General features: G+C 45.4%; 15 protein-coding genes. 7 read left to right on the forward strand and 8 right to left on the reverse strand.

Annotated elements, in window-relative coordinates; all coding sequences use genetic code 11:
- Positions 1 to 110: 110 nt before the first annotated feature.
- From FN815_RS03710 to FN815_RS03720, 3 genes are all read right to left on the reverse strand, one after another.
- Complete coding sequence (locus FN815_RS03710) at positions 111 to 2243, reverse strand: glycoside hydrolase family 65 protein (protein ID WP_142453262.1); 2133 nt, start codon at positions 2241 to 2243, stop codon at positions 111 to 113.
- Between the two features lie 266 nt (positions 2244 to 2509).
- On the reverse strand, positions 2510 to 3361 hold the full coding sequence (locus tag FN815_RS03715; RefSeq protein WP_142453263.1) for an esterase/lipase family protein: 852 nt from the start codon (positions 3359 to 3361) through the stop codon (positions 2510 to 2512).
- Positions 3354 to 3800 (reverse strand): hypothetical protein, encoded by a 447-nt coding sequence (locus FN815_RS03720; RefSeq protein ID WP_142453264.1) that lies wholly within the window; start codon positions 3798 to 3800, stop codon positions 3354 to 3356. Before FN815_RS03720 ends, FN815_RS03715 begins: the two co-directional genes overlap by 8 nt.
- A gap of 158 nt (positions 3801 to 3958) precedes the next feature.
- On the opposite strand from FN815_RS03720, the gene FN815_RS03725 reads away from it, so the two are divergent.
- The 3 genes from FN815_RS03725 to FN815_RS03735 all read left to right on the forward strand — a co-directional run bounded on the left by FN815_RS03725 (position 3959) and on the right by FN815_RS03735 (position 5950).
- A complete protein-coding gene (locus FN815_RS03725; RefSeq protein ID WP_142453265.1) occupies positions 3959 to 5104 on the forward strand; it encodes a hypothetical protein in 1146 nt (381 codons plus the stop codon).
- A gap of 221 nt (positions 5105 to 5325) precedes the next feature.
- Positions 5326 to 5613, forward strand: a complete 288-nt coding sequence (locus tag FN815_RS03730; protein WP_142453266.1) for a nucleotidyltransferase family protein — start codon at positions 5326 to 5328, stop codon at positions 5611 to 5613.
- On the forward strand, positions 5603 to 5950 hold the full coding sequence (locus tag FN815_RS03735) for a HepT-like ribonuclease domain-containing protein (RefSeq protein ID WP_142453267.1): 348 nt from the start codon (positions 5603 to 5605) through the stop codon (positions 5948 to 5950). Before FN815_RS03730 ends, FN815_RS03735 begins: the two co-directional genes overlap by 11 nt.
- Before the next feature lie 187 nt (positions 5951 to 6137).
- Here the strand turns inward: FN815_RS03735 and coaBC are convergent, their stop codons facing one another.
- The 4 genes from coaBC to FN815_RS03755 form a co-directional block, all read right to left on the reverse strand.
- Positions 6138 to 7325 (reverse strand): bifunctional phosphopantothenoylcysteine decarboxylase/phosphopantothenate--cysteine ligase CoaBC, encoded by a 1188-nt coding sequence (gene coaBC, locus FN815_RS03740; RefSeq protein ID WP_142453268.1) that lies wholly within the window; start codon positions 7323 to 7325, stop codon positions 6138 to 6140.
- 2 nt (positions 7326 to 7327) lie between these two features.
- A complete protein-coding gene (locus tag FN815_RS03745; RefSeq protein WP_142453269.1) occupies positions 7328 to 7621 on the reverse strand; it encodes a DNA-directed RNA polymerase subunit omega in 294 nt (97 codons plus the stop codon).
- Positions 7622 to 7625: 4 nt separating this feature from the next.
- Positions 7626 to 8201 (reverse strand): guanylate kinase, encoded by a 576-nt coding sequence (gmk, locus tag FN815_RS03750; RefSeq protein ID WP_142453270.1) that lies wholly within the window; start codon positions 8199 to 8201, stop codon positions 7626 to 7628.
- 82 nt (positions 8202 to 8283) lie between these two features.
- Positions 8284 to 9165, reverse strand: a complete 882-nt coding sequence (locus tag FN815_RS03755) for a YicC/YloC family endoribonuclease (RefSeq protein ID WP_246075136.1) — start codon at positions 9163 to 9165, stop codon at positions 8284 to 8286.
- 180 nt (positions 9166 to 9345) lie between these two features.
- On the opposite strand from FN815_RS03755, the gene FN815_RS03760 reads away from it, so the two are divergent.
- The 4 genes from FN815_RS03760 to FN815_RS03770 all read left to right on the forward strand — a co-directional run bounded on the left by FN815_RS03760 (position 9346) and on the right by FN815_RS03770 (position 13357).
- Positions 9346 to 11190, forward strand: coding sequence for a carbamoyltransferase family protein (locus tag FN815_RS03760; RefSeq protein WP_142453271.1), 1845 nt, complete (start codon positions 9346 to 9348; stop codon positions 11188 to 11190).
- A 245-nt stretch (positions 11191 to 11435) separates the two neighbouring features.
- Positions 11436 to 11585 carry a DUF5989 family protein gene (locus FN815_RS18800; protein WP_020403364.1) on the forward strand — a complete coding sequence of 50 codons (150 nt, stop codon included), beginning with the start codon at positions 11436 to 11438 and terminating at the stop codon, positions 11583 to 11585.
- Between the two features lies 1 nt (position 11586).
- Positions 11587 to 11973, forward strand: a complete 387-nt coding sequence (locus FN815_RS03765) for an SxtJ family membrane protein (RefSeq protein WP_142453272.1) — start codon at positions 11587 to 11589, stop codon at positions 11971 to 11973.
- Positions 11974 to 12127: 154 nt separating this feature from the next.
- On the forward strand, positions 12128 to 13357 hold the full coding sequence (locus FN815_RS03770; protein ID WP_142453273.1) for a carboxypeptidase regulatory-like domain-containing protein: 1230 nt from the start codon (positions 12128 to 12130) through the stop codon (positions 13355 to 13357).
- A gap of 12 nt (positions 13358 to 13369) precedes the next feature.
- Here FN815_RS03770 and msrB read toward each other — a convergent pair whose 3' ends face one another.
- On the reverse strand, positions 13370 to 13834 hold the full coding sequence (msrB, locus tag FN815_RS03775; protein WP_142453274.1) for a peptide-methionine (R)-S-oxide reductase MsrB: 465 nt from the start codon (positions 13832 to 13834) through the stop codon (positions 13370 to 13372).
- Positions 13835 to 13867: the final 33 nt, after the last annotated feature.

A 13867-nucleotide genomic window follows, 5' to 3' on the forward strand; every position in this document is an offset into this window, starting at 1 on the left:
GGTGATAGGTAAATAAGTGGTTAGAGTATGAGGTGCTGCAATAGAGGCATTTTTAAAGCCTGGCTCATTTTTTAAAACTTTGCGTTCTTCGCGTCCTCCGCGCTAAAAAATTATGGCAGGGGATGAAGGTTTTCGTATTTCACTACCCAGCTACCATCTTGGGGAAAGCCGGGGGCATGAATATCAGGAGCGCCTTCCCAGCCGGCGGCCATCATGGCTACGGCCGTTAGTAAGCCCCCATTTCCGGGCAGGTAAATGGTCAGGTTTTCATCCTGATAATTATGCCCGTTGTTCAAATAACGGTTTTTTTGGACGTCCATCAGCAGGGCATTAATGGCGGTTTCGGGTTCTCCAAGCCGGGCAGCATTCATGGCCGTCATGGGGTAGTCCCAGCCCCAGGTGTCACTCCAGTCCCAGCTTTGCATCACTTGCTCCAGCGTGGCCCGCATCATATCCTGGTCCACATTTTGTGTAGGTAACATACCAAATACGCCCAACACGGAGGGGTGGTCAGTCCGGTGTCGTTCATCCTGGAAAGTGTTCATGGCATTTTCGGCATTTTGGTAGTAGCCGTTATTTTGGGGCAGGGGGGATAAATGGTTCAACACCTTTGCCCAGGTTGAATCAGGGGCTTCTCCCAGTCGCTCTTTCCATTTCATTGCGGTCTGAAGACCAAATTGCCAGTAGGCCACTTCGAAAGCGGGGTTGACGGCCTCTTCCGGTTCATAGCGTTCCTGTGCCGGAATGAGTGGTGGGCCCAACATATATCGGCCTTTGGTAGAATCGAAATGGGCGTAAGAGGCCATGAAATCAGCCGTTTCAAATACAATGTCTTTGTATTCATTCAGAATAGATTCATCATCGTAATATTGGTATAAAAGCTCTGCATAATAAATGGGATTGGGCTGCTGCCAAATCAAAAACACGCCGATGGTTGACGGACTTTCGGCACCCCGGTAATCGGTCATTTTGGGCCAGCGGACGCCCTCATAACCCTGACGTTTGGCTTTAGTTCGGGCAGCTGGCAGAATGTCGGTGTAATAATCCAGACTTTTTTCAAATAGTTCGGGCTTATCCCAAAGCACATAATGCACGCCGTGCCACCAGTGCATTTCCAGGTGAAATTTGCCGTACCAGCTGTTGTAAGTCAGGCCTGTTTCGGCGGGTGGAAGTGACCCTGAGGTTTGAATGGCGGTTAAATAGCGGGAAAGTACGATACGGCGTTCCAGCTCATGTGCACGCGGGTCGGTACTCTCGGAGAGATCGATGGCGCCTCCGGTTTCCCAGAAGTTTTTCCAGTGCGTTTTGGATGCTGCCAGTACTTCTTCAGCCGGCTGGGGGTTCGTATCCGGTTCATCCCGCGAAAAACGTGCGCTGAAACTGAACAAGCTATCTGATTGGATATCTAAAATAAATGAGTGGCTTTCGGTTTGCTGAATTACAGCCTCGCCCTGCCATGTAAGTTGCACAAAATATCGCGTGGTGTCGAGATCACGGCGAATAAGGGCTGAGTGGTTGTCCTGTGAAACTAGCGTGGAAGTGTGTGCTTCTGGTTGATCCCACACCGCCGTTTTTTTACCCCAGGATTGGGAACCATAGGGGAAATCCAGGCGGATGTCGAGATTACCGGATCCGAGGAGTGGGGAAGTTATTGTGGCAGCAAGTTGATCTTCCTGTGGGTGAACCGCGGTCTGAACCGACACGCTTTCATCCAAAACAGAAAAATTACTTTTAATAATGCCTTCCCAAATATCTGCTTCCTGGTCGATATGAGTCAATTCAGAAAGTGGCACATCTTTTCCGTTATCATTCTTAATACTAAACCCGATTTGCCCCAAATGCAGCCGGTGCGGGTTGGCACGCAGCCATTGTCCGGCTTCACTATTTTGATGGTAGGCGTAAGAGACCGGGCGGCCGTAGGTATCATAATCCTTTAGGGTTTGCTCAAAGCGATAGCCCTCAGTGTTGGGAACCGAATGCCAACCCCATTGTGCCAGGGTGCCCAAGGGAATGAACTCTTCGTAATAATCCGGGAAGGTTTGAAGTCCGGTTATATCTACGGTGTAGGCAAACGCACCATTTCCTACGGTAAAAGGGGAGAGGGAATCTGACTGGCTGAGTGTCGGAATATGCCTTTGAACCAATGCGCGCCGGTCAATGGGTTTTTGATGGTCAGGGTTGAAGTTACAGGAGAGAATAAAAAAACTGGATACCACGAAAATGGCCAAGACTAGACTTTTCATAACCCGTATTTTGAGAAAATTTCAAGTCCATGAATTTGTATAGAATATGCTAATTAAGCAAAATTAGAAGTCAGGAGTAGTTGCACATATTTTCTTTTGGGATGCTTGATGGGATCATGCTTTAGTGCCCACTTTTTTACCACGAAGTCACAAGGGCACTAAGGTTCACGAAGTTTGATGTTTATCTACTTTGTGCTGCTTAATGTCTTCGTGGCCTTCTTTTAGCCACGAAATCATAAAGGCACAAGGGGCACAAAGCTTGATGATCAATGTCCGCTTTCTGCCAATCTCTCTAAAACCTGCTGCCAGAATTGCTGGTAGATTCTGTCGCTTTCCTTATTCATCTGTACATGCATTTGCGCCAGGTGAGAGAGGGGTACTGTTTCAATGTGTGTTCCCCAGTGGGCACTTTCAATGGATACAAAAGCATCGTTAGGCCCCTCTTTGTCATAGATGTGATTATTCTGGAATTTATACATCGGGTTTAAAGAGTACTCGGTTCCTTTGCCTACCGCAGCGCTGTATGAGTAATAGGCTACTCCGTCCTTATCGGGTGTTTCCGGGTTAAAAATATTTGTGATAAAAGCACAGGTGAGTTGTTCCAGAGAGCCCAGTGCATCACTTTTTGTTTTGGGATACATGTTATCACCAAACCAGTCGAACATCTCGCCTAATTTTTCAGTGACTTGATCCGGGGCTTTTAATACCAAATCAGCCAGGCTGGAGCCATGATGAGGAGTGGCGAGGGTAGTAAGGCTATCCACTTTGTCTGCAATATCCAGTTTGGACAGGGCATAGCGCATGTCTAAGCCACCCATGCTGTGGGCAATTACATTTACTTTTTCGCAACCGTACTTTTCACAAAATTGATTAATCAAACGCACCCAATTTTTTGCTCTGGTTTCGATGCGGGCGTAGGGCACAATGTTAGGAGCAATGGCTGGTACCCCGTGGCTGCGCACTTTCATGCAGGGATCGTGCATGGGACCCGATTTTATCATCCCGCCAATAGCACCGTAACCATGACACATAAACACCGGATATTTTAATTTTACAAGATCAGGTTGAGGAAATTCACGCAACTCAAATCGTTTTAACAGTTTCTTTCGCTCAGCCATTGGATGGTCCCCCGGTTTGGGTAGTGTCGAGATCAGTATCGGTCATAAGCCGGATAATGCGCTGTACAGAATCATGGTAATACACATAAATATCCATATCGCGTTCGGGAAAGTGCATCTCAGCAGGGGTTTCTGCACCGTATTTATGCAGTTGTTTGTGAAGATTGATGTGGAATAAAGTTTTAGAAAAGCGGGAAGGAACATCAATTTCATAAACTTTACGGTAGAGTCCTGAATCCACTTTTACCTGGTAGGCATAAATTTGCGGGGACCGGATTTGGGTCTGAAATATCTGGTCATTTATCAGCGAGTCTAAATGTGAAGGACTCTCGATGTAAAGGGCTTTCTTTTCCGGCGCTGAAGCCAGAATGATGCCGCTTATCACACAAGATAAAGCAAGCAGTGCCGTAATAATTTTTTTGCCGTTGCTAATTTTCAAATGAAGCAGGTTGGTAAGGTTAATAATGTCATTTACCTTCAACCTGAATCTATGAACTTCTGCTGTTAAATAGTAAACAGCTTTTCCGGAAAACGAAGGTTCGCATCACTGGAAATTCTAAAGCAGGTGGTTCCAATAAAAATATGCCAAAGTACCGCATGAGCTTACAAGTATATAAAGTTGAGACGAAAGATCAGGTGGATGCTTTCCATGCACTGCCACAGCGGCTTTATAAAAATCATCACTGGTATCGTCCTCCGTTCCGTTTTGAAGTAGAGAATGTGTTTGATCGGAAAAAAAATGAGCGCTTTGAGAAGGGCGGAGAATGTGAGCGTTTTTTGGTGATGAGAGAGGGAGAAGCAGTTGGCCGGTTTGCCGTGTTTATTGATCCCGAAAAAGATGAAAGTTACGATCCTAAATTGGGAGGGATCGGGTTTATTGAGATGGAAGATGATCCTGAAATTTCTATCGTTATTATCGATTTTGCCAAAAACTGGCACCGGGATCGGGGATATGCAGGTTTTAGGGGACCGGTTAATTTCGGGGAGAACGATACTTTTTGGGGGATTCTGATTGACGGTTTTGAAGATCACAATGTGTATGGTATGCTCTATCATCATAATTATTATGAAAATTTGATAGAGGAAACCGGTCCGGAGAAGTTTGATGATTTATACATGTACCAGCTGGATATGAAACAGCCATTGCCCCCGCGACTGGTAAAGATTACGGAGCGCCTTAAATCACGCGAAAATATTGAAGTCCGTCCTATCGATAAGAAAAACCTGTCGCGGGATGGAGAACTGGTGCGGCAAATCTACAACCGGGCCTTTCATGATCAGGTGATCAAAGAGAGGGAGGAAGAGTTTATTGGGATTAGCCGGGAAACGATTCGCCAGATGGTGAAAAAGCTAAAGCCGGTGCTGATGCCGGAAACATCACCTATCGCTTTTGTGAAGGGAGAGCCAGCCTCATTCCTGGTAAGTGTCCCTGATTTGCATGAAATATCAGCCCAAACAAATGGGAGGTTACATTGGTGGCAACTGTACAAGCTGATCGGGTTCGAAAAGCGAGCCCGTAAATTCCGTCCGTTGGCCTTTGGAACGGATCCTCGGTTTCGTGGTCGAGGGTTAGAGGCGTTGGTATTTATCGAGGGCTTTAAGTGGACTAAAAAATACTATCCCAATTTAAAAGTGCTGGAAGGCGGTTTTGTAAGTGAAAAGAACTGGATCATGCGTCGCAGCCTGGAAGCCCTGGGATGCGAAATCGCCAAAACGTACCGGGTGTATAAGTGGATGGTTTGAAGTGGTTGGGTGAATGGGTAATAAGGTGATATAGTGAAGAAGTGATATAGTGAAGAAGTGATATAGTGGAGTTCTGTATGAAAGTCCCAGTCATCCCGGTCAAGCTGGAGCGTAGCGGAGGTGTAGAGCGGGGATCTCCCAAAAGAGTTTTTAGGTATTTAACAACGAAACGTTGGTGATGATGTGTCGCTTTTGAGAGGTGATTTATATACATTAATGGCATGGAAAAGGCAGAATTGCATAATATTATCAGGGAATACTTTCATGAGAAGCCAGTACGAAAGGTATCTGTCTTTGGATCATATGCATCGGGCAAAGAGAGGGAAGAATCAGATGTGGATATTTTGCTGGAATTAGTTCATCCTGTCGGCTTGATGGAATTATCACGATACAAGAATGATCTCGAAGATCTGTTAGAAATAAAGGTAGATATCGGTACAGAATCAGGAATATCAGAACACTTAGCTGAAGAGGTTAGAGAAAACGCATCCGTAGTGTATGAAGCTTAACAAAAGGGATATTGTTCGGCTGAAACACATTCAGGGTGCGATTGTTGCTATCCAAAGCTTTACTGAAGGAGTTGATGAATCCTCATTCAACAAAAACGAGTTGATTCAATCTGCAGTGATAAGGCAATTTGAAATCATCGGGGAAGCTTCTTCAAGAGTAACAGAAGAAACGCAGCAAGTTTTTCCTGAGGTAGAATGGAGGACTATTAAAAATTTTAGAAACCTCTTAATTCATGAATATTTTAGGGTTGATGCGGCTGAGGTTTGGTATTCTGTTCTCAATGATCTTCCTGTTTTGAAAAGCCAGATTGAAGAGATTTTGGCAAGGGTACAATAAAGAGAAAGTCCGCGTCATCCCGGACAAACCGTAGCAAAGCGGAGGTGCAGAGCCGGGATCTCCCGGAAGAGGTTGAGGAGTTTTAGCAAGGTGTTGTTGGAGAATGTTCTGACTGTAGTAGGGAGATCCCGCATCTCCGCGTTCGCTACGTGCGGGATGACTTACACCCGTTTTGAGTAGGTAGTGGCTACCGAAAAATCGTATTTAAAACTTCAATGGCGATATCGGTTTTGGTGCCTTCAAACTGCTGTTCCCCATCTTTGCTAAGCAGGAGCACACGGTTGGTATCTGTAGCAAAGCCGGCGTCTTCCTCAGTTAGGGCGTTGGCAATAATGTAATCGGCATTTTTCTTCTTCAGCTTGGAGGTGGCATTTTCCACTAAATTCTCCGTTTCCATAGCAAAGCCGATGAGAACCTGTCCTTCTTTTTTGTTTTCGCCCAGCCAAGCCAGTATATCCTGCGTTCGTTTTAATAGAATAGCATCTCCGGCGTCATCTTTCTTCACCTTGTGGGTAAAAGTTTCGGCTGGGGTGAAATCGGAAACAGCTGCGGCCATTATAATCACATCGGCATCCGAATACTCTTTAACCGCTTCAAACAAATCAGCGGTGCTGGTGATGCTGACACTGTGCATATCATCCGGCTTTTCGACAGAAAGCGGGCCGTGAATTAGCGTAACATCCGCGCCCAAACTTTGAGCAGCTTTAGCCATGGCAATACCCATCTTGCCCGAGCTGGGATTGGAGATAAACCGTACGGGATCGATGTGCTCGCGGGTAGGTCCGGCCGTTACTACCACTTTTTTGCCTTCCAAAGGTCCTTTGACAGAGCCGATAATTTCTGAAGCTCTTTCGAGAATCGCATCCATCTCCGGCAACCGGCCTTTGCCCTCCAGGCCACTAGCCAGGTAACCACTTTCCGGTTCCAGGAGGTAATAATCTTTCTTCTGTAAATTCTTAAGGTTCTCTGCTACTCCGGGCGATTCATACATCTCGCCATCCATGGTTGGACAAATGAGCAAAGGGCATCGGGCGGCAAGTACCGTACTGGTAAGCATGTTATCCGAAATGCCGTGAGCAATTTTGGCCAGGGTATTGGCTGTGCACGGAGCTATCACAAATAAATCAGCCCACTCACCCCAGTTTATATGGCGGGTCCATTCGCTGGAATCAGCGTCATCGGGAAAAATATCGACGGCTACATCGTAGCCGGAAAGGGAAGCGAAAGTCTCTAAACCAACAAAGCGGGTAGCTGAAGGGGTCATGGTAACCCGAACTTCTGCTCCCGCTTTTTGAAATTCTCTGAGCAGCACTACGGCTTTGTAGGCTGCAATACCCCCGGTAACACCTAAAATGATGCGTTTACCGGAGAGCATAATTAATCTTCTTTTTCAGGATGTCGGTAATAAATCTGATCGTCCTGCATTTCCACAACCGCACGCTGTGTGGGGTGCGAAAGTTTTTCGAAAGCTTTGGAGATATTCTCCTGTTCTTCGTTGAATGAGAACTCGTCTTCTTCTTCAAATCCTTCAAAATACTGGAGTTTCTCATCCAGCTCCAGCTTTTCCTGGGCCGCAATCTGGCGGGCTCTCTTGGAAAGGATCACAAGTAACTCGTATTTGTTACCTGTCTTAAATTTTAGTTTCTCTATATCTAATGTTTTAACAGACATAATCTCAGTTTTGATTCATGAAATTGAGCACAGCTTCTTTCACTTCCTTATAAGCTGTCTCCAAATGATCATTAATAATTACCTGATCAAACCGATCAGCGTAAGTAAGTTCTTCTTTAGCACGTTCAAGCCGCAGGGCCAATGTCTCATCATCTTCAGTACCGCGGGCAATCAGGCGCTGTTTCAGGACATCGATAGAAGGTGGTTGGATAAACAGCGAGAGACATTCATCGCCGTAAATTTCTTTAACGTTTACCGCTCCCTTTACTTCGACATCAAGCAGAATAAAATACCCTGAATTTAGTTTTTTATCAACCTCTGAGCGCAGGGTCCCGTATTTCTTTCCACCATAAAATTCTTCCCATTCAAGAAAAGCTTTTTCTTCAATTTTTTGGTCAAATTGGGCGTCAGTGAGGAAATAATAGTGTTTTCCGTCAACTTCACCATCACGGGGCGGACGGGTAGTAGCTGAGACGGAAAATTTAAGTTCATCAAAATCTTTAAAAAGCCGGCGCGCCAACGTGCTTTTTCCACCACCGCTGGGCGCCACCAATATGATAACTTTACCTTTTTCTTCCATGAACGAAATTCAAAATTTAAAATTGAGGATTAAAGACGGGTATCCGCTAATCTTCAATTTTGAATCTTTAATTTTTAATTCCTTATTCAACATTTTGTACTTGTTCGCGAATCTGCTCCAGGGCTTCTTTGCATTTCACCACGTATTGCCCGATGTCGGAATTGTTGGATTTAGAGCCAATGGTGTTCAGCTCACGGTTAATTTCCTGGGTGAGAAAGTTCAGGCGGCGCCCGGCAGGTTCGGGTTGCCCCACGGCTTCCAGGAAGAATTTGAGATGTGATCGAAGCCGTACAATTTCTTCGGTGATGTCCATTTTGTCAACCAGGATGGCTATTTCCAACTCTAGACGTTCTTCGTCCACCTTGTCATCCTCAATAATGGCTTTGATGCGTTCTTGCAGTTTTTCGCGGGTCTCGGCTGCACGACCTTTGGTTTCGGTAATGATGTATTCCAGGTTCTCATCAATAAACTCAATGCGGTCCACAAGGTCATTTTTAAGCTGATCGCCTTCCTGGGTACGCATCTTCATGAGCGAGTCGAGGGCCTGTTCCAGTGCTTTGAGTGTCAATTCCCACTTGCGCTCGGTGGTTTCTTCATCTTCTTCTTTGTTGATGAATACATCATTAAACTGGGTAATGTCATCCACAGTTACGGGCTCGTCAATACCTGCAGCCTCGCGGAGCTGTGCAAGTAGCTTGGAATAAGCTTTTACCTTTTTCTCATCCACGGTGATACTCAGCTCACCGGTTTCCGACTCCGTGACATACACGCTGATATTCAACTTGCCGCGGTTTATAACTTTTTGCACCTGTTCTTTTACGTGCAATTCCTTGTCTTGAAGGCGCTGAGGCAGGCGGGTGCTGATATCAAGGTAGCGGCTGTTTAATGATTTAATTTCGACCGTGGCCGTGATGCCATTTTCAGTGGCTTCTCCGCGTCCAAAGCCGGTCATTGAGATAATCATAATACTTTCCGGTAGATGAAAATTGAGCGAGAAAATACGAAAGTATAGCTGGGATAAGAAATTACTGATTTAATTAATCCAAACTAATTTGGGACTAAACAGAAAAGCAGCTGAATATGTCGGCTAATTTCAAGAATGAAGCCACAGATTTGTTATCTTCCCAGCCACCCAAATACTACTATGATTATACTAGGAATTTCAGCTTTTTATCACGATTCAGCCGCATGCATCACTCAAGACGGAGAGATACTGGCTGCGGCCCAGGAAGAACGTTTTACCCGTAAAAAACATGATGCTTCTTTTCCCAAAGAGGCCATCCGGTATTGCCTGGATACGGCTAACGTTCGCCTGGAGGATCTGGATGCCATCGCTTTTTATGATAAGCCACTGCTCAAATTTGAACGCCTGCTGGAAACCTACCTTTCCTTTGCACCGCGCGGACTGAAATCCTTCATCACAGCTATGCCGGTATGGCTGAAGGAAAAAATGTTCATGAAGCGCATCATGCGGGATGAACTGAACCAGATTGAAGAGTATGATCCGGAAAAGGTGAAATTTGTATTTCCGGAACATCATTTGAGTCATGCCGCCAGTGCTTTTTATCCGTCCCCTTTTGAGGAAGCCGCCATACTTACCATAGATGGAGTGGGCGAGTGGGCCACGGCTTCAATTTGTTCCGGTAAAGGTTCAGAGATCACCAATCTCAGGGAACTCACCTTTCCGCATTCACTGGGCTTGCTGTATTCTGCTTTTACCTATTTTTTGGGATTTAAGGTGAATTCCGGGGAGTATAAACTGATGGGGTTGGCTCCGTACGGTAACCCGGAATCCGAGCTGCTTCAGGAGTATCTCACCAAGATTAAAACTGAGTTGGTGGATATACGGGAGGACGGTTCCATCTACCTCAACCAGGATTATTTTGATTACGCCACCGGCCTGAAGATGATCAAAGAAAAGAAATGGGAAGAGCTCTTTGGCTTTTCAAAACGGGAAGAAGAGGCCGAGCTGCAACAGCATGAGGCTGATTTGGCACTGGCTATCCAAAAGGTTACCGAAGAGATTGTAGTTTTGATGGCAAAGGAAGCCAAGCGGCTTACAAAATCCAATAAGCTATGCATGGCCGGCGGCGTTGCCCTGAATTGTGTGGCAAACGGAGCCGTACAAAATGAAGAGATTTTTGAGGATATCTTTATTCAACCTGCTGCAAGCGATGCCGGTGGAGCGGTAGGTGCGGCCCTTGCTGCCTATCATATTTACTTTGATCAGGAGCGCAAACCGCAAGAGCCGGACTCTATGAAAGGAGCTTACCTTGGACCTGAATTTCATGCATTTCAAATTGAGGAACAGGTTAAATCTTATAATCCTGCCTATCAAAAATTGGATGAGGAGGCCTTGTATCCGCAAGTGGCCCAATGGCTGGATGAAGGTAAAATTGTAGGATGGTTCCAGGGACGCATGGAGTATGGGCCCCGTGCACTGGGAAATCGCAGTATTTTAGCGGATCCCCGTACCCCCGAAATGCAGAAAAAGCTGAATCTCAAAATAAAATACCGGGAGTCATTTCGGCCTTTTGCTCCCTCAGTAATGGCGGAACAGGCCAAGTACTTTTTTGAAATGAAATCGGATTCCCCGTACATGTTGCTGGTTCAGCCGGTAAAAAAAGTACTCAGGAAGATGGTGCCGGGAGATTTTGATAAAAAGACGCTAAGGGAAAAACTGGCACATCGCCGTTCTGAGCTGCCAGCCATTACCCACATTGATTTTTCCGCCCGTATCCAAACCGTGCATCAGGAAACCAATCCGCGTTACTGGAAATTGCTGAATGCCTTTAATGAGATTGCCGGCCTGGGCATGCTGGTGAATACCAGTTTTAATGTGCGGGGTGAACCGATTGTTTGTACACCGGAAGATGCCTACCGCTGTTTCATGAATACCGAAATGGATTACCTGGTGATGGGAGATTTTGTATTCAAAAAGGAAGATCAACCCGAATGGGAAAAGAAAGTAACTTTTGATAAGGATTGAGGTTTTTGGGCATTAGGTTGGTCCAAGCGGGACGCTTGAACAAGTATCATCCATGTTCCTAGTCGAAATCGAGATCTTAACAGGGATCTTTTGAGGTTGTACCTCAAAAGCAAAAGCCATGCAAGGCTAAGCCTTGCGTTAGTACCATGTTTCTAATGCTTACATGTCTTTACCTGAATAGCAAAATATCAACCCGAAAAAAAACATAAGTGTTTTAATGCGTTAACCGCCTTAAATTTGATTCTATGGAAACACTAAAAGATTTATGGAATTTTATGAAGCAGCGGAAAAAATTCTGGTTGGCCCCGGTCATTATTGTGCTGCTTCTGCTTGGATTTTTAATCGTGATAGGCGGCGGCTCATCCATAGCGCCTTTCATCTACACTTTATTTTGATATGCTTGAACCACGCTCTTTAGCGCAAATCAAAGACGACCCATCAACCCCAAAAACACAATTGGTGATGGTAACGGGATTGCTGGTTTTAGCCTGGCTTTTTACCAATATATGGCTGGTATATGCAGCAGGAGCCATAGGCTTGCTTTCCTTTATTCCTCCTATTGGAAATCGCCTGGTTTGGGGATGGTACAAGCTGGCAGAGGGACTGGGTTGGCTTAACGCCCGCATCTTACTTTCAGTGGTATATTACCTGATAGTAACGCCGGTCGCATTTCTATTTCGGTTATTTGGGAATGATCCATTGCTGCTAAAGGATAACAAAGGAAGCCTGTTTAATTTCAGAGAGCATGCCTACAAAAAGGAAGACTTAGAGAACCCCTGGTAATTGAGGTTAACTTCGAAGGCTAAAAATGGTACAGATGTTGGGTTATTGCCTGCCCAGCATCGGGTTAGCTAACTATAAGATATTATTTTATAATAGGATAAATAATAACTATCATTTGTCTTTTCATCGCAATGTCCTATAAGCAACAAATTACATGTTATCATTTTTGAGGTTTTGGCTTACCGGCCTGATATGCTTTTTTCTGTTTTTGTCCTGTTCCAACACCGATAAAGTAATTAATAAAACAGCTTATACTGACGAGGTTGAAATTTCGGGTACGGTCATCGGCAGCCAATCTGGTGAACCTTTATCAAAGGGGACCGTTTGGATAGAGGGCAGTTCGTTTAGTACTCAGGTTGCCGAAGATGGTACTTTTTCTATGACAGTTCCCAAAGGCTTTTACACCCTTGTGGCTGAGCAGGAAGGCCTTCAGCGTTCCAGGCAATTGGTGGAGTTAGAGGAAGATAAATCGATAGAATTTAGGCTGATGGATTATACTTCAGCTGAAAGCTCCGATTCTATAACCGAAGAACCCGCTTCCCTGTCTGGCATGAATGAACGTGTCACCTACCTGGAAAGGCAAGTGGACAGTTTGGAGGTGATGGTGAAGCGTCTGCAACGCCGACTCTACGGCATGCAGGCTGAGGGTAAGATTCAGACCTTTGTAAATCACTACATAAATGATGATTTGAACTGTGAGGTGGTAAACAGCGAGGATATTAACTTTGATGTTACCGAAGAGGCCGGTGTTATGAACATCAGCGAGTCGGTAGATCTTGTTGTGATGAATTATGAATTAGGATATGAGGTACGGGTAGCATTGCGGGGATACCGGTCTAAACGTTATGATAATGTGGTAGGTATAAAAGCGGATGCCGATTATTTTTTCCGGGAGATGACGCCTCGCAGTAATACGCAGGCTGAGCAGTGGAAGCTGAAAAGGAAGGAAATGTTTGAAGGATCTTTGCGGCACTTCCTGATTGCTTTGGCCAGCGATAAGCCTCCCATTTATTTTGGATATGTATTCTATGCGGGTAGTTTTGTCCAGAATGTTTCAGGCCTGGGTTATTCATCTACAGAGCGAGGCGATCAGCAGGTGCAGAAGGATTTCTTCTACCAGGAAAGCAATTTTAGCGATACAAACATCCTGAGTTTTGAAGATGAAATCCGGGTAGAGTACAAGCGCAGGGGCAACACAGACCCTGATAACATTATGGGACTGGAAGATTATCTGAATCAAACATCCTGGATCTCACTAAATACTGACCGGCTGGAATTTACCGATAACGGTACCTTAAAAGATCCAAACCTTTTGGAAGTGAACGGATACTGGGCCTACACACCGGTTTGTAAAATGCTGCCGGCCAATTATTTGCCTGAGTAAAGGCAAGGGGTTCTATCCCTCTTTTTCTTCTGATGTCTCCATTTTCTCCAGGCTTACTGCGTTGATACAGTACCGAAGACCGGAGGGTTCGGGGCCATCGGGAAAGACATGCCCCAGGTGGGCATCACAAACATTACAGAGCGCCTCAATGCGTACCATCCCATGCGAGGTATCCATCTCGTATTTGACAGCATTTTCTTGTACAGGCTGTGTAAATGAAGGCCACCCGCTGCCGCTTTCAAATTTCTCGGAAGCATCAAAAAGTTCGGTACCACAACAGGCACAGGCGTATTTGCCGGGATCAAATTTATAGCACATCTCACTGGAGCCCGGGCGTTCCGTTCCTTTCATTCGGGTAATAACATATTGTTCTTCCGTGAGCTCTTCTTTCCACTCTTCTTTACTTTTTTCTACCCGGAGTGGAGGCTCGGGATTTCCATTTTTAGCGAACGATTTCAGGTCAGACCATTTTAACATAAGTGAATAGGGCTATTTTCGATTTATCTGTTC

This window comes from Gracilimonas mengyeensis (genome assembly GCF_900182705.1).
GTDB lineage: Bacteria > Bacteroidota > Rhodothermia > Balneolales > Balneolaceae > Gracilimonas > Gracilimonas mengyeensis.

Excerpts from the sequence above, each read along its gene's own strand:
- FN815_RS03710 (WP_142453262.1), bottom strand. The coding sequence starts at position 2,243 with ATGAAAAGTCTAGTCTTGGCCATTTTCGTGGTATCCAGTTTTTTTATT.
- FN815_RS03715 (WP_142453263.1), bottom strand. The coding sequence starts at position 3,361 with ATGGCTGAGCGAAAGAAACTGTTAAAACGATTTGAGTTGCGTGAATTT.
- FN815_RS03725 (WP_142453265.1), top strand. The coding sequence starts at position 3,959 with ATGAGCTTACAAGTATATAAAGTTGAGACGAAAGATCAGGTGGATGCT.
- FN815_RS03730 (WP_142453266.1), top strand. The coding sequence starts at position 5,326 with ATGGAAAAGGCAGAATTGCATAATATTATCAGGGAATACTTTCATGAG.
- FN815_RS03735 (WP_142453267.1), top strand. The coding sequence starts at position 5,603 with ATGAAGCTTAACAAAAGGGATATTGTTCGGCTGAAACACATTCAGGGT.
- coaBC (WP_142453268.1), bottom strand. The coding sequence starts at position 7,325 with ATGCTCTCCGGTAAACGCATCATTTTAGGTGTTACCGGGGGTATTGCA.
- FN815_RS03745 (WP_142453269.1), bottom strand. The coding sequence starts at position 7,621 with ATGTCTGTTAAAACATTAGATATAGAGAAACTAAAATTTAAGACAGGT.
- gmk (WP_142453270.1), bottom strand. The coding sequence starts at position 8,201 with ATGGAAGAAAAAGGTAAAGTTATCATATTGGTGGCGCCCAGCGGTGGT.
- FN815_RS03755 (WP_246075136.1), bottom strand. The coding sequence starts at position 9,165 with ATGATTATCTCAATGACCGGCTTTGGACGCGGAGAAGCCACTGAAAAT.
- FN815_RS03760 (WP_142453271.1), top strand. The coding sequence starts at position 9,346 with ATGATTATACTAGGAATTTCAGCTTTTTATCACGATTCAGCCGCATGC.
- FN815_RS18800 (WP_020403364.1), top strand. The coding sequence starts at position 11,436 with ATGGAAACACTAAAAGATTTATGGAATTTTATGAAGCAGCGGAAAAAA.
- FN815_RS03765 (WP_142453272.1), top strand. The coding sequence starts at position 11,587 with ATGCTTGAACCACGCTCTTTAGCGCAAATCAAAGACGACCCATCAACC.
- FN815_RS03770 (WP_142453273.1), top strand. The coding sequence starts at position 12,128 with ATGTTATCATTTTTGAGGTTTTGGCTTACCGGCCTGATATGCTTTTTT.
- msrB (WP_142453274.1), bottom strand. The coding sequence starts at position 13,834 with ATGTTAAAATGGTCTGACCTGAAATCGTTCGCTAAAAATGGAAATCCC.